This window comes from Citrobacter sp. Cpo045 (assembly GCF_030332875.1).
Taxonomy (GTDB): Bacteria; Pseudomonadota; Gammaproteobacteria; order Enterobacterales; family Enterobacteriaceae; genus Citrobacter; species Citrobacter portucalensis.
In genome coordinates, this window is sequence record NZ_JAOWGZ010000103.1 from 383,346 (window position 1) to 404,631 (window position 21,286).

19 protein-coding genes are annotated in these 21,286 nt (G+C 52.8%); all 19 read right to left on the reverse strand.

Annotated features, from left to right (window positions below; translation table 11 throughout):
• Positions 1–6: 6 nt before the first annotated feature.
• The 19 genes from wcaL to OGY13_RS18000 all read right to left on the reverse strand — a co-directional run bounded on the left by wcaL (position 7) and on the right by OGY13_RS18000 (position 21,099).
• Positions 7–1,227, reverse strand: a complete 1,221-nt coding sequence (gene wcaL / locus OGY13_RS17910; RefSeq protein ID WP_181641050.1) for a colanic acid biosynthesis glycosyltransferase WcaL — start codon at positions 1,225–1,227, stop codon at positions 7–9.
• A complete protein-coding gene (wcaK, locus tag OGY13_RS17915) occupies positions 1,224–2,504 on the reverse strand; it encodes a colanic acid biosynthesis pyruvyl transferase WcaK (RefSeq protein ID WP_181641051.1) in 1,281 nt (426 codons plus the stop codon). Before wcaK ends, wcaL begins: the two co-directional genes overlap by 4 nt.
• A gap of 23 nt (positions 2,505–2,527) precedes the next feature.
• Entirely contained in the window at positions 2,528–4,006 is a 1,479-nt protein-coding gene (gene wzxC, locus OGY13_RS17920) for a colanic acid undecaprenyl disphosphate flippase WzxC (protein WP_213752601.1), read from the reverse strand.
• A gap of 1 nt (position 4,007) precedes the next feature.
• Positions 4,008–5,402 (reverse strand): undecaprenyl-phosphate glucose phosphotransferase, encoded by a 1,395-nt coding sequence (wcaJ, locus tag OGY13_RS17925; protein WP_008785190.1) that lies wholly within the window; start codon positions 5,400–5,402, stop codon positions 4,008–4,010.
• 54 nt (positions 5,403–5,456) lie between these two features.
• Positions 5,457–6,827 (reverse strand): colanic acid biosynthesis phosphomannomutase CpsG, encoded by a 1,371-nt coding sequence (gene cpsG, locus OGY13_RS17930; protein ID WP_213752600.1) that lies wholly within the window; start codon positions 6,825–6,827, stop codon positions 5,457–5,459.
• 135 nt (positions 6,828–6,962) lie between these two features.
• Positions 6,963–8,399 (reverse strand): mannose-1-phosphate guanyltransferase, encoded by a 1,437-nt coding sequence (gene cpsB, locus OGY13_RS17935; RefSeq protein ID WP_213752599.1) that lies wholly within the window; start codon positions 8,397–8,399, stop codon positions 6,963–6,965.
• Positions 8,399–9,625, reverse strand: a complete 1,227-nt coding sequence (gene wcaI, locus OGY13_RS17940) for a colanic acid biosynthesis fucosyltransferase WcaI (protein WP_213752598.1) — start codon at positions 9,623–9,625, stop codon at positions 8,399–8,401. Before wcaI ends, cpsB begins: the two co-directional genes overlap by 1 nt.
• Entirely contained in the window at positions 9,622–10,101 is a 480-nt protein-coding gene (locus OGY13_RS17945) for a GDP-mannose mannosyl hydrolase (protein WP_213752597.1), read from the reverse strand. The genes wcaI and OGY13_RS17945 overlap by 4 nt, the downstream gene beginning before the upstream one ends.
• A 2-nt stretch (positions 10,102–10,103) precedes the next feature.
• Positions 10,104–11,069, reverse strand: coding sequence for a GDP-L-fucose synthase (gene fcl / locus OGY13_RS17950; RefSeq protein WP_100272156.1), 966 nt, complete (start codon positions 11,067–11,069; stop codon positions 10,104–10,106).
• 2 nt (positions 11,070–11,071) lie between these two features.
• On the reverse strand, positions 11,072–12,193 hold the full coding sequence (gene gmd / locus OGY13_RS17955) for a GDP-mannose 4,6-dehydratase (protein ID WP_213752596.1): 1,122 nt from the start codon (positions 12,191–12,193) through the stop codon (positions 11,072–11,074).
• 24 nt (positions 12,194–12,217) lie between these two features.
• On the reverse strand, positions 12,218–12,772 hold the full coding sequence (gene wcaF, locus OGY13_RS17960) for a colanic acid biosynthesis acetyltransferase WcaF (protein WP_001153539.1): 555 nt from the start codon (positions 12,770–12,772) through the stop codon (positions 12,218–12,220).
• 9 nt (positions 12,773–12,781) lie between these two features.
• Positions 12,782–13,528 (reverse strand): colanic acid biosynthesis glycosyltransferase WcaE, encoded by a 747-nt coding sequence (gene wcaE, locus OGY13_RS17965; RefSeq protein ID WP_213752595.1) that lies wholly within the window; start codon positions 13,526–13,528, stop codon positions 12,782–12,784.
• Positions 13,529–13,533: 5 nt separating this feature from the next.
• The gene (gene wcaD, locus OGY13_RS17970; RefSeq protein ID WP_286637801.1) at positions 13,534–14,751 is read right to left on the reverse strand and encodes a colanic acid polymerase WcaD; all 1,218 of its coding nucleotides are present in this window, start codon (positions 14,749–14,751) and stop codon (positions 13,534–13,536) included.
• A complete protein-coding gene (wcaC, locus tag OGY13_RS17975; RefSeq protein WP_213752594.1) occupies positions 14,726–15,943 on the reverse strand; it encodes a colanic acid biosynthesis glycosyltransferase WcaC in 1,218 nt (405 codons plus the stop codon). Before wcaC ends, wcaD begins: the two co-directional genes overlap by 26 nt.
• Positions 15,940–16,428 (reverse strand): colanic acid biosynthesis acetyltransferase WcaB, encoded by a 489-nt coding sequence (gene wcaB, locus OGY13_RS17980; protein WP_032943932.1) that lies wholly within the window; start codon positions 16,426–16,428, stop codon positions 15,940–15,942. Before wcaB ends, wcaC begins: the two co-directional genes overlap by 4 nt.
• Before the next feature lie 2 nt (positions 16,429–16,430).
• Positions 16,431–17,273, reverse strand: a complete 843-nt coding sequence (wcaA, locus tag OGY13_RS17985) for a colanic acid biosynthesis glycosyltransferase WcaA (protein WP_000206145.1) — start codon at positions 17,271–17,273, stop codon at positions 16,431–16,433.
• Between the two features lie 72 nt (positions 17,274–17,345).
• On the reverse strand, positions 17,346–19,508 hold the full coding sequence (gene wzc, locus OGY13_RS17990; protein WP_103285528.1) for a tyrosine-protein kinase Wzc: 2,163 nt from the start codon (positions 19,506–19,508) through the stop codon (positions 17,346–17,348).
• Positions 19,505–19,954 carry a low molecular weight protein-tyrosine-phosphatase Wzb gene (gene wzb, locus OGY13_RS17995; protein ID WP_032949610.1) on the reverse strand — a complete coding sequence of 150 codons (450 nt, stop codon included), beginning with the start codon at positions 19,952–19,954 and terminating at the stop codon, positions 19,505–19,507. Before wzb ends, wzc begins: the two co-directional genes overlap by 4 nt.
• 5 nt (positions 19,955–19,959) lie before the next feature.
• Positions 19,960–21,099, reverse strand: a complete 1,140-nt coding sequence (locus OGY13_RS18000) for a polysaccharide export protein (protein WP_003834266.1) — start codon at positions 21,097–21,099, stop codon at positions 19,960–19,962.
• Positions 21,100–21,286 lie beyond the last annotated feature (187 nt).

The window sequence follows — 21,286 nt, forward strand, 5'->3', positions numbered from 1 at the left end:
CTCGATTTACATCGTTTGCAGCAGACTGGCTAACTGTTTATTGATCGCTAACTGATTAAATTCAGTTTCAATTTTTTCTCGCGCACACTGCACAATCGGCTGTACCTGCTCACTGTCGAGCAGGCTAAATGCCGCTAATCTCTCTGCCAGTGCCTGCGCATCGTTTTCCGGTGCCAGCCAGCCAGACTTGCCCGATTCGACCAGCTCCGGGATCCCGCTGTGAAAGGTAGAAATCACTGGAATACCCACCGCCATCGCCTCCATCAGCGCCACCGGGATCCCCTCCATATCGCCGTCTCTTCCGGTAATCGACGGCAGCAAAAATACATCCGCCTGCTCAAGCATCTCCTTTACCTGATGGCTGGGCTTAAAGCCGGGCATCTCAATCACGTCATCGAGTTGATATTGCTCGATCAGTGTGCGTAAACGTCGCTCCCAAGGGCCGATACCCAGAATGCGATAACGAAATGAAACGCCCTGCTCTTTTAACTGACGACAGGCTTCGATGGCGACGTGCAGTCCTTTTTTCTCGGTTAACCGGGCGACAGAGATAATTTCCAGCGGTGCAGCTGGTGCTTTCAGTTGGCGAGGGGTAAAACGCGTCATGTCAATACCCATACGCGAAACCGCGATTTTTTGCGGCGGGCATCCCATGTTTTTTAAACGTCCGGCCCAGAGATTGCTGATGGGTAACATCAAATCTCCACGTTGAAACAGCTGCTGATACTCAGGGGTATAGCGGGTAAGCACATCCCGATGCGAAACATCGACGCCGTGAAATACCGTAGCGATTTTTCCGCGGATCATCCCAAGCTCACGCAGCTTAGCAGCCGTTACGCCTGCTGGCCCAAAATGAGCAATAAAGACATCCGCTTCAAACGCCCGCGGATTCCCACCGCAAATGGCCGCCAAAATCAGATTGCGCGCCTCCTCGCCATAGAGTGGAACATTCAACGCTTTCCAGGTCGCTGCGCGGGTGAGACCGTGCAGAGCCGCCGCCGCCCTATATTTCAGCTTCGCCAGTTTGCTTTCCGGTTCATTCAGCAACCAGCGCGTTTTTTCCCCCAGACGGTAGGTATTAAATGAGGCATGCGTATTCTCAAGATCGCCCTTCTGCAAAGCGACAATCTCCACGTCGTAGCCCATATCAATAAATGCGGTTATCTGATTGAGTACAAAGGTCTCAGAAGAGAGCGGAAATTTAAGCAAGAAAAAGCCAATCTTCATTTTTCCCCCTCAATACGCGTTAAAACCGACTGCACCATGCGTACCCCGCGTTCGCGTTCGCGTGTCACAGCGTCCCCAAGTCGTATGTTCAAATCAGGTAACTGTCCGAGGGTATCGGCGACCTTTCCTTCCAGACTGCCATCGAGCAGATGACGAATATCGACAGCCATCTCCGGCAACCCCAACTGTTGCATGATCCCTGACGATTTATGCTCGTAGTTAATGGCGATGGCTGGCGTCATAAAATTCATCGAGATGATGGCCGAGTGCAAGCGAGTGCCCACCGTCAGATCGCATGCCCCCAGAATCTTCCCCATCTCCAGATCGTTAAGTTCATCCATCACCACGTGATATCGGGCCGGGTCGTTAACATACTGGCGAAGATTTAACGCCACCATGCGGTCATCTTTGTTGTAACTATCAATACCGGTGCATGTTGACAGTGCAATCACCTGGTAACCTTCATCGAGTATGCGGTTCACTACCCCGGCAAAAGCTTGCTCATAGGCCTGCTGCGTTGTCCCCAGACGCTTATCAAAAGGAGCCAGCTCGCGCAATGTAATGGCAACGGTCTTCTGTTTAGCCGCCATGTCTAACCAGTGCTGTACCGCATAACCTGGCTCAAAATCCTCATGATGATTGTCGACCAGCCAGGCCGTATCCACGCCTGTTTCAACTTTATCCGTGGTAATTGCGCTGCGCTTCATCAGATCCAGACTGACGGATTCACGTAAAATCAATGCATTACAGTGGCCAAACACGTAGTTCGCCAGTTGATTAAACTGCTCATCCTGGAATGGCCCCACGCTGTGACCAATCATGTACAGCGGTTTTTTCGCCATAAACGAACACAATGCATGTTCAAACTGCGGCACACCATACAGATCGACAAAGAACGATCCGCCGACCTGGATGATGGCGTCATAGCGCGACAGCAGACGGACAAAATCGGTAAAGCCCTGGGCGATAGCGATATTGCGCAGATTACCGGAGTCGGTAACACGCGAGAGCAGTACCTGGTGCTGATAGCGACGACGCAGCACTTTCTTCACGCGCCCCATAACACCCACTGCATTGTTGTGTTGTCTCATCTGCAAATACAGCGGATCGCCCATCACCGGGCGGTTCAGCAACCATGAGGAGCTCACCGGGTAACGGCTCATAACATCCACTTCAGTCTCAGGACGCAACGCGTTAATGGCATCCAGCAAACCGCGCAGGATCGCGCTATCCCCTCGGTTCCCGCAGGTATGGTTGCCCAAAATTAATAGTTTCATTATGACCTCTTAAAGCGTTGTTCTTATCCTGCACGGAGCAAGGTTTTCATTTTTTCACTGCGACAGAGCTGGCGTTTTATTTCCACCACCAGCGGATGGCGCGACAGCACTATCATTAACGCAAACGCCAGCGCCCCTGCCGCTATCTGGCTCCCCAACAACACGCCCAACGACAGCTGGCTATGCAGCATTACGCCCAACGCATAGCTCACCACAAGGGTTGGCAAGGAGAGATACAACGGCAGCCAAAGACTGAGCATGTACTGGCGGTAGCTGGGACCAAGAACAGGTTTAATCATCACGAAATAGCTGAGGACGGTGTTAATCACCTGGACCAGTAAAAAGCCCAGCGTCACGCCAATTGCCCCGGCCAGATGTCCACCGATGAAAATGGCGGGAATAAACAGAAAGGTTTTGAACACATTGAATTTAAAGCTGATATCGACCCGCGCTTTCGCCATCAGCAGTGAACCGATTGGATTCCCCACCGAGCGCAGCAGCCCAACAATGCACAGCAGTTGCAGGATGGGGATAATGCCGTTCCACTTCTCACCGAATACCAGCGGCACCACGTTATTCGACACCACCATCAGTCCCAGCAGCGCCGGGAAGTTGATAATCCCAACCACCGACAGCAGCTTGTAAAAATTCACTCGCAGCTTTTCACTGTCGTCCTGGATTTTGGCAAACGCCGGAAACAGCACGCGGGTGATAATCGGGTTCAGTTTGATCGGGGGGACAACCGCCACATTCCAGGCGAGATTGAATCCGCCCGCCACGCCAGCTCCCAACGTGCGGGCTAAAACCAGCGTGGAAAGGTTGGTATTGATGTAATTGATGATGCTGTCTGCCGTCAGCCACGCACCAAAACGCAGATTCGACGAAACGGATGCCAGCGAAAAATGCAGCCCCGGACGGTAAATCCGGCGACCAAAATAGCCGAACAGCAGCGTACGTAGCGTACTGTTTACCAGGTACCCGAGAATGGCCGTCAGTGCGAGCGGCCAGAAATGGGCGCTGACTACGGTAAAGGTAAATCCGGCCAGTACCGAACTGGTTTCAATCATGCCAATTTTGTTGAAGGCCAGCTCTTTTTGCATCAGCGCACGAAACTGCTGCCCGTGCGGTATCACCACAAACGCCAGCGATAACGTTTTGATGAGCGGTGCCAGTTCTGGGTTATTAAGTACGCTGGCAATCGTCTCGCTCAGCAGAAACATCGCCACGCATACCACGATACCCAACCCAACATTGAGCCAGTACAGCGTGGTCAGTTCAAGATAGCCAATCTCTTTGCGCTGAATAATTGAGTTGGCGATACCAAAGTCAGACAACGTATCTGCCAGCGCGATGATCACCAGCGCCACGGTTAACAACCCGAACTGGTGGTTATCAATAATCCGTGCCAGTACGGTCATCTGGATAAGCCCCAGACCAATGATGATCACTGTGGCAATCGCCGACCACTTTGCGCCGTTCAGCGTTTTTTCTCGTAAGCTCATGTTAATACGCCGCTTTGTTGACAAAGCCTTTGAATACCGTCAGAAAAACAATTTTGATATCGAACCACACGCTCCACTCGCGAATGTATTCGAGGTCAAACTCCACACGTTTTTCCATTTTTTCCAGCGTATCGGTTTCACCGCGCCAGCCGTTGATTTGCGCCCAGCCGGTAATACCCGGTTTCACCTTATGGCGTAACATGTACCCCTCGATCAGCTGGCGGTACTGTTCGTTATGCGCTACCGCATGCGGGCGTGGCCCAACAATAGACATGCCCCCGGTCAGCACGTTAATAAACTGCGGCAGTTCATCGAGTGACGTTCGGCGCAGGAAATTCCCCACAGGGGTAACGCGCGGATCGTTTTGCGTCGCCTGCGTCACCACCGCGTCGTTTTCCATCACTTTCATCGAACGAAACTTCCAGACTTTGATCGGTTTTCCGTCCATGCCATAGCGGGTCTGGCGGAAAATCACCGGTCCTTTGGAGGTCAGTTTTACCAGTAGCGCTATGCCACACAGCACCGGAGAAATAAGCAGCAGGATCAGCGAAGCCAGCACGATATCTTCCGCACGTTTCAACAGGCGATTAATCCCCGAGAGCGGCGTGTCATACAGCGGCACCACCGGAACGCCGTTCATCTCCTCAATCCGTGAATGCAGAATGTTGAAGGTAAAGACATCAGGAATAAGGATCACTGAGCAGGTGGTGTCGGCCAGCTCACGAACCAGTTTTTTGACGCTGGCGCCATCGCTCATCGACATGGCGATATAAACGTTATGAATACGTGAGGCTTTGGCGTCATCCACCAGTTGTTGCAGATTACCGGCCCAGTCGCGGGAGTTTTTTCCAGGGATAGGATCGTGATAGACACCCGCCACTTCAAATCCCAGCCACGGTTCATGGCGAAAGCTGTCCAATAGCATTTGTCCGGCGGGCAGGTCCCCTGCCACCGCCACCCGGCGCGTGTTATACCCGCGATTACGCAACCATCCCGCGCCGTAGCGAATAAACGAACGGCTCAACACCAGGCCAACGCTGGATAGCAGATACCACGCCAGCCAGACGGCGAGACGGTTATCAAAATCGTTATTAAAGGCGATCAGACCTGCGCAAAAAATCAGACTCAGCGTCCAGTTTTGCAGCAACAGCACCAGCTCAGTGGAAATTTTGACACCGCGCCAGGAGCGATAAAAATCCGTTATGCCACCGAGCATCTGAAAAACGACCAGCGTAATCAGCGCCACCAGCAGGTGCATGTACAGGAAAGGCAAACCGCTTAATTCGCAGATTACCCACAACCCGCCAAACATGATGGTGATATCTGAAAAGCGTTGCACCATCGAAATTAACGACGCATTGGTTTTGGCGCGTTCGCGCTTTTTTAGATGTGTCATCGTGGTTCCTGTTAGTCACCCTTTGCCCAGAATCGGGCAAAGGAAGCACCAGCATTACTGATTCAGTAACGCCAGAAGAGTGCGCGTTCGCGCTTCCATCAACGGAATATCTCCGCGCGATTCCACGTTCAGGCGCACCACCGGTTCGGTATTGGAAGAGCGTAAATTGAAGCGCCAGTCGACAAACGACATGCTGATACCGTCCGTTCTGTCCACCGACAGCGCCTCACGGGAAAAATGCTGCTCCACGCGCGCAATCGCTGCCGCCGGCTCTGCCAGCGTACTGTTTATTTCTCCGCTCGCCGGGTAGGCCACCATCCGGTCGCGGACCAGTTCGCCCAGCGACTGTCCTTTCAGACACAGCAGCTCCGCCACCAGCAGCCACGGGATCATTCCGCTGTCGCAATAGGCAAAATCGCGGAAATAGTGGTGCGCGCTCATTTCGCCACCATAAATGGCATCTTCGTGGCGCATCCGCTCTTTGATAAACGCGTGCCCGGTTTTTGACATCACCGGTTTACCGCCTGCCGCAGTCACCACATCCACGGTGTTCCAGGACAGGCGTGGGTCGTGGATAATTTTCGCCCCCGGATTCTTCTCCAGAAACGTTTCCGCCAGCAGGCCGACAATGTAGTAACCCTCAATGAACTGACCTTTTTCATCGAACAGGAAGCAGCGGTCAAAATCACCGTCGAAGGCAATCCCCATATCCGCGCCGTGTTCAATCACTGCATGGCGCGTGTCGGCCCGGCATTCCGGCAGCAGAGGATTGGGAATACCGTTGGGGAAGTTGCCATCCGGCGTGTTGTGAATTTTGATGAACTCGACCGGCACGCCCAGCGCCTTAAAACGGGCTTCAATGGCGTCAACCACCGGACCTGCCGCGCCGTTGCCGGAATTGAGTACCAGCTTCATCGGTTTCAGTTTGGCGGGATTGATGTAACCCAGCAGGTGGTCAATGTAGGCATCACGGGTAGTAATGCGCTGGTAGCGGCCACGTTTTGTCTCATCAACCATCGGGAAGTCATTGGCTTCCGCCAGGCGCTGCACGTCGCGCAGACCGGTATCACCGCTGATGGGCCGTGCCCCTTCCCGCACCAGCTTCATGCCGTTGTAATCCATCGGATTATGGCTGGCGGTGACTTCAATACCGCCGTCAATGCCCAGGTGGAAGGTGGCGAAGTAAATCTCTTCGGTGCCCGACATGCCAATATCCAGCACATCCACCCCCGCATCCTGTAGACCTTTCGCCAGCGCCAGCTTCAGCGTCTCACTGGTCAGGCGCACATCGCCGCCAAGGACAATCGTTTTTGGCTTCAGGAACTCACCGTAAGCGCGGCCAATACGCCACGCGATATCTTCATTCAGCTCTTCGCCCAGCCTGCCGCGAATATCGTAGGCTTTGAAACAGGTTAATTTCGTCATGATTTACCCTTCTTCAGGCAACAGGAGGCCCTGACTCTTAATGAGCCTTTTAATGAGTGTTAAATGCATTTCCTGGAGCGCTTCGCTTATCGGCCCTACGGTGTTGTAGGCTGGATAAGCGCAGCGCATCCGGCATCAGGTACGCCCGTATCTGTCCGCAAACCGCACAACATCATCCTCATCGAGATAAGATCCGGAGCGCACTTCAATCAGATCGAGCGGGATTTTCCCCGGGTTCTCCAGACAATGGGTCGCCCCCAGCGGAATATAGACAGACTCGTTTTCAGCGAGCAGTTTGATGTCGTCATTGATTGTCACCTTCGCGGTACCAGCCACCACAACCCAGTGTTCAGCCCGGTGATGATGCATCTGCACGGACAATCCCTCACCGGGTTTAACGGTAATCCGCTTCACCTGGTAACGGTCTCCGGCATCAATAGAGTCGTACTTGCCCCATGGACGGTAAACTTCACGGTGAATATGGTGCTCATGACGTCCGTCAGCTTTAATTTGCTCCACCACTTTTTTGACGTCCTGCACCGCGTTGCGATCGGCGATCAGCACCGCATCTTTGGTCTGCACCACCACCAGATCCTTCACCCCGACGGTCGTCACCAGGCCAGATTCGGCATACACGTAGCTGTTTTCCGTTTTATGGCTAATGACGTCACCATGATGCACATTACCTTCAGCAGTATGGGCGCTGATTTCCCACAATGATGACCAGGAGCCAACATCGCTCCAGCCTGCGTTCATGGGCATCACCACCGCATCGGCCGTACGCTCCATTACCGCATAGTCCACAGACTCTTCCGGGCAGGCGAGAAACGCCTGTTCATCAACGCGGATAAAATCGAGATCGGGGTCAACCGTACTCATGGCGTTTTCGCAGGCCTCAAGAATGTCGGGGCGATATTTTTTCAGTTCTTCCAGATAGCGCCCGGCCCGGAACAGAAACATGCCGCTGTTCCAGTAGTAGTCGCCGCTCGCCACGTAAGCCTGCGCGGTTTCCAGATTGGGCTTTTCAACAAACTGCGCCACCTCAAAAGCCACGGCGTCGGTATTGGTCGGCGAAACCTCGCCGCGACGGATATAGCCGTAGCCGGTCTCCGGCTGGTCCGGCACGATACCAAACGTCACCAGCTTACCCGCGCTGGCATACGGCATTGCATTGCGAACCGCCTCTCGAAATGCCTCTTCATCGGCAATCATGTGATCGGCCGCCAATACCAACAGCAGCGGATCTTCCCCCGGACTTTGACGTTTTGCCGCCAGCGCGGCCAGCGCTATCGCCGGTGCCGTGTTACGTCCGGCGGGTTCGAGAATAATATTCTCAGTCAGCTTGTGCAGTTGCCGTAGCTGTTCCGCCACAATGAAACGGTGTTGTTCATTACAGATAACTACCGGGCTTTCACACTCCACGCCGTTCAGACGACAGATCGTTGTCTGCAGCATGGTGAGATCGCCTTTCAGACACAGGAACTGCTTTGGATACAGCACACGGGACAGTGGCCATAAACGGCTACCCGAGCCACCGGCCATCACCACCGGAAAGAGTTTGTTATGACTCATCATGTACCCCGAATATCTGCAATAAATTGGCTCAGCACGTTTTCTTTATCCAACGTGCGTTCGGCATACTCACGTGCCACCGTGTTAACTTTTGGCATGGTTAGCGCCTGTTGAATCCCGCCAACCAGCGCATTCACTGATTCAGGCTCGACACACACCGCGATGCCTGGGTGAGCGTCACACAGCTGACCCAACTCGGTCTCAGGTTCGGCGGTAATCACCGCGTTACCGCCAACGGCGAGGATGTTGGTCAGTTTGGAGGGCAATACGGCATCCGCCGCACCGCGCTTTTGTACCACCAGATGGCAGTCCGCCATCTTGAGCAGCGCAGGCAGCGCGTCATAAGATTGCAGCGGAAAGAAGATCACATTGTTCAGGCCGCGTTCGCCAGACATACTCTCCAGCCGCGCTTTACCCCCGCCCTGCCCGACAATCACAAACAGCCAGGGCTGTTCGCTCAACAGGGCCGCTGCGTCGATCACACTCTCCAGCCCTTGCTTTTCACCGATATTGCCTGAGTAGAGAATGATTTTTTTATCATCAGGCAAGCCCAGTTGCTGACGCAACGCCAGAGCATCGGCATCGTTCACGTCACGAAAACGCGCTACTTCTGACCAGTTCGGAAAGAAAATGACCTTCTGTGCATCAACGCCCTTCTCCTGCGCTTTATTCATCATTGAGCGAGAAATGGTCGAAATATGGTCCATATTCAACAGCCCACTGCGCTCAAAGGCGCTGGCCAGTTTTGCCACCGCGCCACGCTTGCCTTTGCCCGCCATGCCAAGCCCCAGCATGGCATCGACTTCGTAATCCTGAATATGCAGCAGCGTGCGCGCCCCGGACAGCTTCGCCAGCAGGCGCATGCCCGGCGTACAAAACAGCGTCGGCACTACCCCAATGATGCGATCCGGCTTCCAGCGGCGCTGCGCCAGCAGCGGGAAGAAACTGCTCAGGGCGAAACTACCTAAATGCAGCAAGCGCTTGAGCGTAGAAGGCTGCTCAGGCACATACAGCGGACAACGCCAGACGATGGCATCGCCCTCTTCACGACGATAGCGCCAGGATGAATAGCGACCGTTGACCTTCCACTGCGGATAATAAGGCGGCGCAGTGATCACCCGTACGTCATGCCCCTGTTGCGCCATCCACTCCACCATTTCACCGGTGTATTTACCGATACCGGTCAACTCCGGCGAATAGTTGATGCCATACACAAGGATCTTCATAGCCCGGGTACTCCGGCCTGACTCTTCTCACAGAAGTAAGCCCGGCTGTTGTCGTGCACGTGGTCACTGGCCAGGATCTCTTCAATTGCCAGCCAGCGGTACGCGCCATGTTGAACGTCAGGCAGTTGCAGGTCGTTTTCCGACACCCGCAGACGAAATCCCAGCACGATGTAATGCGTTGAGAAATCTTCCCCGGAAAAGTTGTCGTCATAGAAGTGCTGCCAGACCCCGTAAAACTCTGCAGCGGACAGCGGTAAACGTAACCCCAGCTCAGCTTCAGTAAGCCGCTCAAAAGCCGCGCGCAGCGGTTCATCTTTTTGCACCCGACCGCCCGGCACGAACCAGTACCCCTGCGCCGGACGATTGAGGCGCTTGCCAAGCAGAAATTCGCCTTGGGCGTTTTCCACGATCAAATCGATGGAAATCAGCGGAGTTGAACGTACAACGGTGGCAAAATCCTCATGACGTAAAAACATGCTTACCCCCGGTAACGCTGCTGGTTTTCAAGGAACCACTGATATGTACTGGCAAGCCCCGCTTCCAGAGATATCTCGTGATACCAGCCCAACTGATGCAGACGCGTAACGTCGAGTAATTTGCGCGGCGTCCCATCCGGTTTGCTGGCGTCGAACACCACGCGCCCCTTGTAACCCACTACCTGCGCGAGGGTTTGGGCCAGTTCACGGATGGTGCAGTCCACACCGGTACCCACATTGATATGCGACAGCATTGGTTGGGTATATTCCTGCAACACTTCCTGAGCCAGCTCCATCACGTGGATACTGGCCGCCGCCATATCGTCGACATGCAGAAATTCACGCATTGGCGTCCCGCTTCCCCACACCACCACATCCGGCGCATTTTGCTCGCAGGCTTCGTGAAAGCGGCGCAGCAGCGCCGGGATCACATGCGAATTGCTCGGATGAAAGTTGTCATGCGGCCCGTACAGATTGGTCGGCATCACCGAGCGATAATCACGGCCATACTGTCGGTTATACGATTCGCACAGCTTGATACCGGCAATTTTGGCAATCGCATACGGCTCATTGGTCGGCTCCAGTTGCCCCTGCAAGAGTTCACTTTCGGCGATTGGCTGGGTAGCTTGCTTGGGATAAATACAGGATGACCCGAGGAACAACAGTTTATTCACGTTATGCAGATGCGCTGCATGAATAATGTTGCTCTCAATCATCATATTTTCATAAATAAAATCAGCAGGATAAGTATTGTTCGCCACAATCCCCCCCACTTTTGCCGCCGCCAGATAAACCTGGTCAATACGTTCAGCGGCAAAGAACGCCTGCACCGCACCGGCGTCCAGCAGATTAAGCTGGTCGCGGGTACGCAGCACCAGCTCTACGTTATTTCGTTGCGACAATTGTCTGACGATGGCGGCCCCCACCATCCCGCGATGGCCCGCCACAAAAATACGTTGTGTCTTCATCCTCAGTACTCCAGCGCGATGGCGACCTCGTAACCGTGCGACTTGAGCAGGGAATGTTTCTTCGCCGCATCAAGATCGTTGGCAACCATTTCCGAGATCATCTGGCGCAGCGTGATTTCCGGTTTCCAGCCCAGTTTTTCATGTGCTTTGGCCGGATCACCCAGCAGCGTTTCCACCTCAGCCGGACGGAAGTAGCGCGGGTCAACGGCAATCATGACATCCCCGGGTTTCACCCCCGGCGCATCGTGTCCGGTCACAGAAACCACGATGCCTTTCTCATTCACGCCCTCGCCTTCAAAGCGCAATTTAATCCCCAACTGAGCGGCCGCCATTTCCACGAACTGGCGCACGGAATACTGCACGCCGGTGGCAATGACGAAATCTTCCGGCTGATCCTGCTGCAGCATCATCCACTGCATCCTGACGTAATCTTTGGCATGCCCCCAGTCGCGCAGTGAATCCATGTTGCCCAGGTACAGGCAAGACTCCAGCCCCTGAGCGATGTTGGCGATCGCCCGGGTAATTTTGCGAGTGACAAAGGTTTCGCCGCGGCGCGGAGATTCGTGGTTGAACAGAATGCCGTTACAGGCATACATCCCGTAAGACTCGCGGTAGTTGACGGTGATCCAGTAGGCGTACAGCTTGGCAACAGCATACGGTGAACGCGGATAGAACGGCGTGCTCTCTTTCTGCGGGATATCCTGTACCAGACCGTACAACTCAGAGGTGGACGCCTGATAAAAACGGGTCTTTTTTTCCAGACCAAGGAAGCGGATCGCCTCCAGCAAACGCAAGGTGCCGATCGCATCAACGTCTGCGGTGTATTCCGGTGAATCAAACGACACCGCAACGTGGCTCATGGCGCCCAGGTTATAGACTTCATCCGGTTGGACTTCCTGTAAAATACGGGTCAGGTTGGAGGAGTCGGTCAAATCGCCATAGTGCAGATGAAATTTGGGATTGCCTGAATGCGGATCCTGGTAGATGTGGTCCACACGTTCGGTGTTGAATGATGAAGCGCGACGCTTAATACCGTGTACTTCATACCCTTTTTCCAGCAGAAGTTCTGCAAGGTAAGAACCATCCTGCCCGGTTACGCCAGTAATGAGAGCGACTTTTGACATGTTATAACCTCTTCAGTGATCCCCTCAGGGAGTAACTTTCTCGACGCGTTCGCGCGTGACTACTGCGGGATTTCCCCGACAAACAACATTTGCTGGCAGCGATTTAAATACGCTGCTTCGTGCTCCAACGACGGTGCCATCGCCAATCGTCACGCCAGGCGCGACAAAGACATCTGTCGCCAACCAGCATTTAGCGCCAACCACAATCGGCGTGGCGTTAATATCAAAATGTTGACTGGCATAATCATGACTTCCGGTGCATAAATAACTTTTTTGCGAAATAACTGCATGGGCGCCAATCGTAATATCACCTAACGTATATAAAACCGCGTCGTCACCCACCCAGGCATAATCTCCCAGGGTTAGTTTCCACGGATAAGTAATTTTTACTGAAGGCCGAATGACTACGTTTTTTCCTATTTTCGCGCCAAACATTCGTAATAAAAATGCACGCCAGCGATACATGACCTGTGGAGACCAGCGAAATAATGTTGCTTGCACCGCCCACCATAATTGCACTTTAATAGCACCACCGCCGCGAAAACCTCCAGGCACTTTAAATCCGCTTAAGTCCTGCATAATATGCCCTTACATTTTCCCATATAAGGTTTTTGTTTTACCGGTTGTGCGCAGACGTAAATATTCTGACAAACCGGTCCAAAAACCTGGCATGTGTAATATCTGGCGCTGTACTTTTTTGGCATCCCGACACAATTCCAGATTATTCGTCGTTGACACTCCGCCCATAGAAAACTCCGACACCAACCCGCTCAACTTTTTAAAAGCGTAACCGGACTTGTATAATTGGGCTGCCAACGCGTAATCAGACGATATTTTATATTGCAAATCATAATTCCAGACATTCAGTCCTGAGAGTGGAAAGAATATCGCCTGATGGCTGGCGGGCAGGCTGTGATAAATATACCAACCCGGTTTTGCCCGGCGCTTAATTTTGTTGCCATTGCCGAAATCCAGCAACGCATCGCCAATGACCATGGTTTGGTCGCTCTGCATTTTTAGCTGGCGGATAAAATGTGCCGCATCCGCATGCAAAATATCCCCGGAGTTGAGGAACAGCGCGAACCGCCCGCGCGCCATCGCGATGCCTTTGTTCATCGCATCATAGATGCCGTTATCCGGCTCGCTGACAAACCGTAACCGGTGTTCCCCACTGAGCCCTTCAAGAAACGCCGACGTACCATCCGAGGAGCCGCCATCAACAACAATCCACTCAAAACTGATATCACCCGCTTGCGCCAGATGTGCCAGCGATGCGTGAGTTTTGACGATCCCTTCCAGATTGCGAAAGGCGACGGTAATGATACTGAGCAGCATGTGAGTTACCTCGCGATATTCAGCGCCTTGCGCAATATAAACGGACACACAATTAAAAATGCGTATTCCGGACTAAATACTGAACCTGTAAAAAACAGTGACAACGGTGTAAAAAGATAAAGCTGCACCCGATAATTCTGATTATCGCCAAACGCATTGATCATCATTTTCATGACCTTCCCCATGTACCACAGGGCTAATATCACCGCGAACCATGAAAAATAAATAATCAGCAGATACAAACCATTGTCTATTGTTTTACCGACATCTGCACCGTTAAAAATTCCGAATGACGCAACGTATTCATAAAGTGAGCCAAATCTCACTACGCCATCAACGTTCAGTAACGAATAACCGACCATCACTAATGGCCCTACGATACGATAATACGATGACGAACCTTCAGTCCCTAAATCACCAAGCCGCGTTGCGATGTACGGAAAAGCAAATATCACCCCAACTAAAAACACGCTTAATGAGATTATCGCCAGCGGTAGCTTCTTTTTTATCGCATCCTTATTCAGGTACTGGAACGCCCACTCCAGGAGATAAAACAAAATAAACGTCATTACTCCTGAAAACGATCCTGATAATATTATCCCTGCCAGAATCATAGCATCGGACTTAGGTGTTTTGATACCAAACTGTTTGATACTGAGCCAAATTGAGATTAACGCCAGAGCGAAGAATGCCGGTTCGAAATAGAGCGCAGTGGTACGTTTCCCACCAAACTTAATAAAGTTCAGAACATAGCTGTTACTGTAAATAAGATATTTCGAAATAACTTCCATTAAACTTCTGCCGCCGCTGAGAATTATCTGCGCCATTTCAACCGCAGCTAACCCCACCACCAGTCCCACTACCAGCCAGAAAAACCGCAAGATCTTAGCGTAGTTATGCGGTGAAATGGTTTTGAAGCGAATACTCCACACCATGCCAATGATCACCACGGTATAAACAAACAGCATCGCTGACGTTACGTACTTACTGGCATCCAGTGATTGACCGAACAGGTAGTTAAACGCCGTCAGCCCGCCCCCTACCCCCAGTGCGATCATTAATTTTTTGATATTGATGCGCTCGACAAACAGCAACAGCAGAACGGGTAAGAAGGTGACGATAGTTATCGGGAAGCTCTCGCCAAGCTGGGCGAGTTTGACGTTAACCAGCAGATAAAGCAGCGGTAGCACCAGATAGCTACAGATTCTGATAGAACGAGACATATTCCTCCAGCATCTGTTGCCCACTGTATGCCACCCGACTGCGTTGACTGAACGCGGTAAGGGACGTGTCAAATACCGCCTGCGCAATGTCTGATTTTTTCAGCTGCACCAGCTGCAATACGTCCGCTTCGCTGAACGTTTTACCGCCTGATTTAGCCAGCACTTCCTGCGCGGCATCGCTGTGCGTGGCAATTACCGGTACGCCGATGGAAAGCGCTTCACACAAAATCAGCGGGTAGTTATCGACACGGGAGCTGAACACCAGTCCATCCATCTGGTTAAGCGCACTCATCAACGTGCGCTTATCGCTCTCAAAACCGTGATTGATGACGTTATCTCCCGCAAATGGCGAAAATTTGCCGAAGGTATGCAGCTCAATTTTTTCTCCCAACGCCATCAACTCCTGCACCAGCTGCTGATTGGTTTTACCGTCATAGCGCAGGTCATGAGCCACCACGGCAATTTTCGGCCGACCGCTCTCCGCAGGCATCGCGGGTAGTTCGGCAAGAATGGCTTCGGTTGCCACATCAATGCCATTATTGATAACGCGGCAGCATCCCACGCCATACAGGCTGTTGAATGCGTCGGCCACATGTTGACTGGGCGAGATAAACTGGCAGCCCAGCGCCAGCATGGCACGGAACATCTGCCGCTTACCGGGCAACTGCTGATGGGCTTTATCGACTTTTACCGGCGGATAGTTGCTGAGCGTTGGGCATTTCTGGCAGCCCGTTTTCCAGCCTTCGCAACCATCGGTAAAGGCACAGCGCCCGGTCACGCTCCAATGATCGTGCAGCGTCCAGACGAAGGTGATATCCGGTTTATGCGCCTTCACTTTTTGGCAAAAGGTCACCACCTCTTCCAGGTTCAACCAGTAGCTGTGCAACACATGAAAATGCAGTACCAGTGGGCCGCAGGTGCGGGTAACCGTGCGATATAGCTTGTCGAGATTGCCGAACATGTCGCGATTTGCAAAACGAAACAGCGCAATGTTAGCCGCCGACGTCAGGCGCGGCGTATATTTGATAACCTGTGGGTATTTCGCATGACTGGCGCTTTTTTTACCGCCTTTGCCATAGCCATAGACAAACCGTGACGACAGCCCTTTTTCCAGCGCGCGAAGATGCAAATCTAACGCCACACCTGCCGCCCCACCTTCTGCGAGTCGCACATTAAACTGTAATATCTTCATTTTATTACCTTCACCCGTGCCTTCTCGCCCACGACCAGCGTATTGTCCGGAACGCTATCCACCACGACGCTCCCGGCGCCAATCGTCACGTTATCGCCAATAGCAACGTCGCCGAGCAGAGTGACATTGGCCCCCAACTCAACGCCGTTACCGATGACCGGACAAGATGGATCGTTGGCACCAAGATTGCCGATAGTGACGCCGTGGCGTAGGGTAAAATCATCCCCCGCCACCACGTGTTTGTTGATAACCACCCCATAACCATGATGGATGGTGAAACGACGACCGATTGATGCAGCAGCCTGAATTTCATAGCCAAACAGGCATTCGGTGATAAGGCGATACATCACCAGCACCGGGGCAGCCCACAGGTTGTTTATGATATTTTTTTTACGCCAGACGGAGCAAAAATGGGCAATCCGATAGGCCGCCACCATGCAGCAGGGGCGCAGACTCCAGCCGTTCGCGCGTAAATCTTCCAGCATAATTAGCGTCCTCGCAGTCCGTCGGCCAGACGCTTACTGTTACGAACAGAAAGCAGCGTCAGCAGCGTGCGCCAGTTCATCCGTTTGTTGCGGATCTGATAGAGGGTAAACAACTGATATTTCTTGCTGGCCCGGTCAAATTTGCCTTTGTGCTTGCGGTAAAACTGAAAGTAACCGGAGAATTTATTCGGCGATGAGGTAATACGCATCTCGCCGTGATTCACATGCAGGATCTGCGTCGCCTCTTTGACCTTCCACGGTTTGCCATACGCCACCACCATGCGCAGGAAGATGTCGTAATCCTGCGCCGCTTTCAGCGTGGTATCGAACAGGCATGCTTTAAACCGCCATGCCCAGGTAAATACCTGATTACCAATGATGTTGCGTTTATAAAACCTGCGGCGTGAATATACGGACTTCGGATAGAGCGGCAGACTGGTCGGCTGCGAATACACTTCGCCCTCACAGACATAGTCATTGGCATATAGAAACGCCCGTGTGACCAGTTGATGCCGGTACTGCAGGAACACGCTCAGGCGGTTCGGCGTCCATTCATCATCATCATCAATCCCCGTAATGTATTGCCCGTTGGCCTGCATAATGGCCTGATTACGCACCGCACAGGCCCCGGAGTTGGTGGAATTATGCGTATACGACACGCGCGGATCGTTGAGTTCCTCAACAAACTGCTGCAACTGCTCATATGAGGAAGAGCAATCATCCACAATGATCATCTCCCAGTGAGGGTAGTCCTGGCGCAACACCGATTTAATCGCCCGAATGGCCAGCTGCTGGCGGTTCCAGGTTGGCATATAAATTGAAATTAGCGGGTTTTCTGTCGTCATTTTCGTTTCCGGATAGATACGCTTTTGTAGGCCGGATAAGGCGTTTTCGCCGCATCCGGCAGGGTTGGTGATTTATTTCGCATCCGACGTGTATTCGTATTCGTAGTAGCCGTAATCCTGATACCCGCTGGCACGGCGGAAGATCGAGTTGAGGATCACCCCTTTCACCTGAATGCCGTTTTGCTCGAAGCGACTCAGGCTGGTTTCCACCTCTTTCAGCGTGTTGACCGCATAACGCGCCACCATCAGCGTGGTGCCGACATGACGGCCAACAATCGCCGCGTCGGTCACCGCCAGAATTGGTGGGGTGTCAATCAACACCAGGTCATAGTGCGAGCTGGCCCAGGCAATCAGTTCGCCGAAACGTTCGCTCATCAACAGCTCGGAAGGATTGGGAGGGATTTGACCACGAGGGATCAGATCAAAATGCGGAATCGATGTCGGTTTGGCGCTGGATGAGATATCCCCCTTGCCAATCAGGATCTCAGACAGGCCGTTGACGTTATTGGTCCCCAGCAGTTCGTGGGTATAGCCTTTGCGCATATCGCAGTCGATCAACAGCACGCGTTTGTTGGTCTGGCTGATGACTGCCGCCAGGTTGGCGCATACAAACGTTTTACCAATCGACGGGCTGACGCCGGTCAGCATCAATACGTTGTTACGCGCCTGCATCATGGCAAAGTGCAGGCTGGTACGCAGGCTACGTACCGCTTCTATGGCGAGATCCGTTGGATTCCCCACGGCCAACAGCTGGCTTTGCTTGTAGCGTTTCACACCTTTAATGGTCTGAACGTTATCACGCGCTTTTTGCCATTCGGACAGCGGAATACTGGCATACACGCTGATACCATGCTCTTCCAGCGCCTGCGGGCTTTCAATACCGCGATTAAACAGAGAACGCAGCAGTACGCCCACCACGGAAAGCATCAAACCGAGAATGATACTGCCGAGAATAATCAGCGCCGTTTTCGGCTTCAGCACGCCTGGCTGGGCAATCGCGGGATCGACAATGCGCACATCGCCAACCGTACTGGCCTCGGTAATCTTCAGTTCCTGTTGCTTGTTCAGCAACTGCATATAGACCTGCTGACCGGACTCCACATCACGCGTCAGACGAACAATTTCCTGCTGCGTTTTCGGCATCGCCGTTACGCGCCCGTTCAGCTTACTTTTCTCATCTTCCAGCGCCTGGCGTTTTTCCAGCAGCGTGCGGTACGCCGGATGCGCTTTGGTGAACAGCTTGGAAATCTCCGCTTCTTTGAAGGTCAGTTCATTCAGCTGCGCATCGATATTCACCATCGAATCCAGCACCGCTTTGGCTTCCAGCGGCAAATCCACGGAGTCTTTATCCTGACGAAAGGCGTTCAGCTTGTTTTCAGCAACGTCAAGCCGGTTACGTACCTCAGGCAGTTGCTTTGCCAGAAACGCCAGACTTTTGGCAGCCTCTTCGGATTTACGTTCCACGTTTTGTTGCAGATAGTTGCGGGTAATACTGTCGAGGATCTGGCGGATTTGCTCGCGGTCTTCGCCGGTAAACGTCAGGCTCAATACGCCGGTGTCTTTGCCCGTTTCCGTCACCATCAGGTTATTTTGCAGGGTGTTTATCATGCCCAGCGTGGAGAATTTGCTGACGGTAAATTGGCTCTCCGGGCTGGCATGAATCGCCTCAACCAGCATCGTCACGCCATCATGTTCCAACACCTTGCCGACTTGCCCCCGGGCGCTAAAACCCCCGTCACTCACCAGTTGATAGCTTTTGTCATTCAGCACATTGAGCGTGAAGGTCTGTTCATTCATTGCCTTTGGCAACGTGAAGGTGGTCACATTAACCGTTTCGTTCTGGCGGCCCATCAGCCGGTCCCAGCCCGCGCCAAAAATAGGGAATGTATCTTTGGTAACGGCGATATCGAGGTTAAGATCGTCTACCGTTTTCCCTAATACCAGACGCGACTGGATGAGCTGAATTTCCGCTTCCGAGGCCGGAGGTTTGTTCGACAACGCCGAGCCAATATCCTGCACCAGTGAATTTCCGGTATTTTGCTCAATTTGCACCAGCGCGTCCGCACTGTAGATGGGTGTGGCGAACAGCGTGTAGACCGCGGCACACAATGCAAAAGCCGTGGTAATGCCTAATACCCACCAGCGGGCCTCCACCACCGTTGCAACCAGACGACCAATATCGATTTCATCATTGCCGGTTACCGGCGCAGCAGACTGTTTAACTTTTTCTGTCATTGTTTTCCCTGCTCTGCGTTCAGTGCCTGAGCCCATTGGCGGGCAGACCGTTCAAGTAATGCGTACACCGCGTCAAACGCATCACGGCTTTTACGATACGGATCGGGAATTTCGCGCTCGCTGTCCCAGTGCCCAAAAAGCATCACTTTGCCACGCATCTCCGGTACCATTTCACACAGGGCAGAGATATGGCGCTTCTCCATGGTCAGGATCAGGTCATACTCCCGGCACATGCGTCCCGAGATCTGCCGGGCACAATGATTATCCAGTGACAGGTTGTGCGCCTGTGCCACGCTAATAGCACACGGATCCGCGCCTTTCCCCACCAGCGCCCCAAGACCGGCTGAAGAGACCGTTAACGCCGGATGAAATTGCCTTAATAAGCGCTCTGCCGTCGGGGAACGACAAATGTTCCCCACACAGACAACTAAGATTTTGTTAAACATGATGATTACCAGTTGTGAAGGTCGCTGGCCGTGTCCGTCATATAGCGAACACCGCTAATAGTCGGCAGCAACTGATTGATCAAACGGTTCCAGCGAGCAACCGGCGCGGTAGTGACATACACCACATCGTATGGCTGGAGTCGGAATGATGTTGCCATCACCAGCGACGTCGCATCGGACATATCAAGCTGATAGATATTGGCGATCTTGCCGTTGTTCCCGCCCTCGCCTTTCAATGGTCGAATAACGAAAATGCCGCTGGCATTGGAGGTGGTCAGGTCGATACCTTCGGCATTGCCCAGCGCTTCGGTAAGCGTCATGCCGCTGAAGTCCATTTTGAGGGTGCTCTGTTTTTTTACTTCCCCCATTACGAAGACTTTCAGATCGTCATTACGCGGAACAAACAGAATGTCGCCAGGATAGAGCAGCCGGTTCTGGCTCAGGTCGCCATTTTGCATCAGCGCTTGCAGTGAAATACGTTGCTCCTGCCCTTTATGAGTCAGCACAACGTTGCGCCAGTCTGCTGCCTCGGTGAGACCGCCAGCGGCGTTAATGGCATCGAGAACGGTAAGCGGCACGTTGGTGATGGCCTGCTGGCCGGATTTGTTCACCTGCCCGGAGACATAGGCCTTCTGCGAGCGGAAAGCGGCGATATTAACGTCCACCTGCGGGTCAGCAATGTACTTCGCTAAGCGCCCGGTAATATCACTACGAATCTCTGCCAACGTTTTTCCCACCACGCTGACTTTGCCGATGTAGGGGTAAAACATGGTGCCATCAGGCTGCACCCAGTTGCCGGTATCGCTTGAGCTACGGTACTGCCCGGCCGGCGTGGTGAGTTCAGGATGGTCCCAGACGGTCACATTCAGGACATCCCCCGGGCCGACCCGGTACTGATATCCGGAAATCTCCTGGTCCAGCGACATATTAGGCTGGGCAACATTTGGTCGAGGACGTAATTGTTCGACCAGCCGTGGCGTGAGTGGATAAACATTCACCATGCGATCGATATCAAAATCAGCGTCCTGCTGTTTAATCACATCTTTGCCCATCGTAGACATATTGCTGCCCGGAAGCACGGTACAACCGTTTATCAAGATCACCGATACCAATACTGGCATCAATTTAAGTTTGGATTTCATCATTGATTATTTATCACTTTGGCAGAGTATTTATCACATGCAATCTAAATAGCGACTTCGCCTGTACGTATTTACCTTGCCGTTAATTGAAATGGAATTTAACTGGCATCAGTCCTAAAAAAAATGAATTCATCTGCGGTCTCTTGACAGAATAATTTAGGCTTGTTTCAGGCGACCAGACACGCTACCG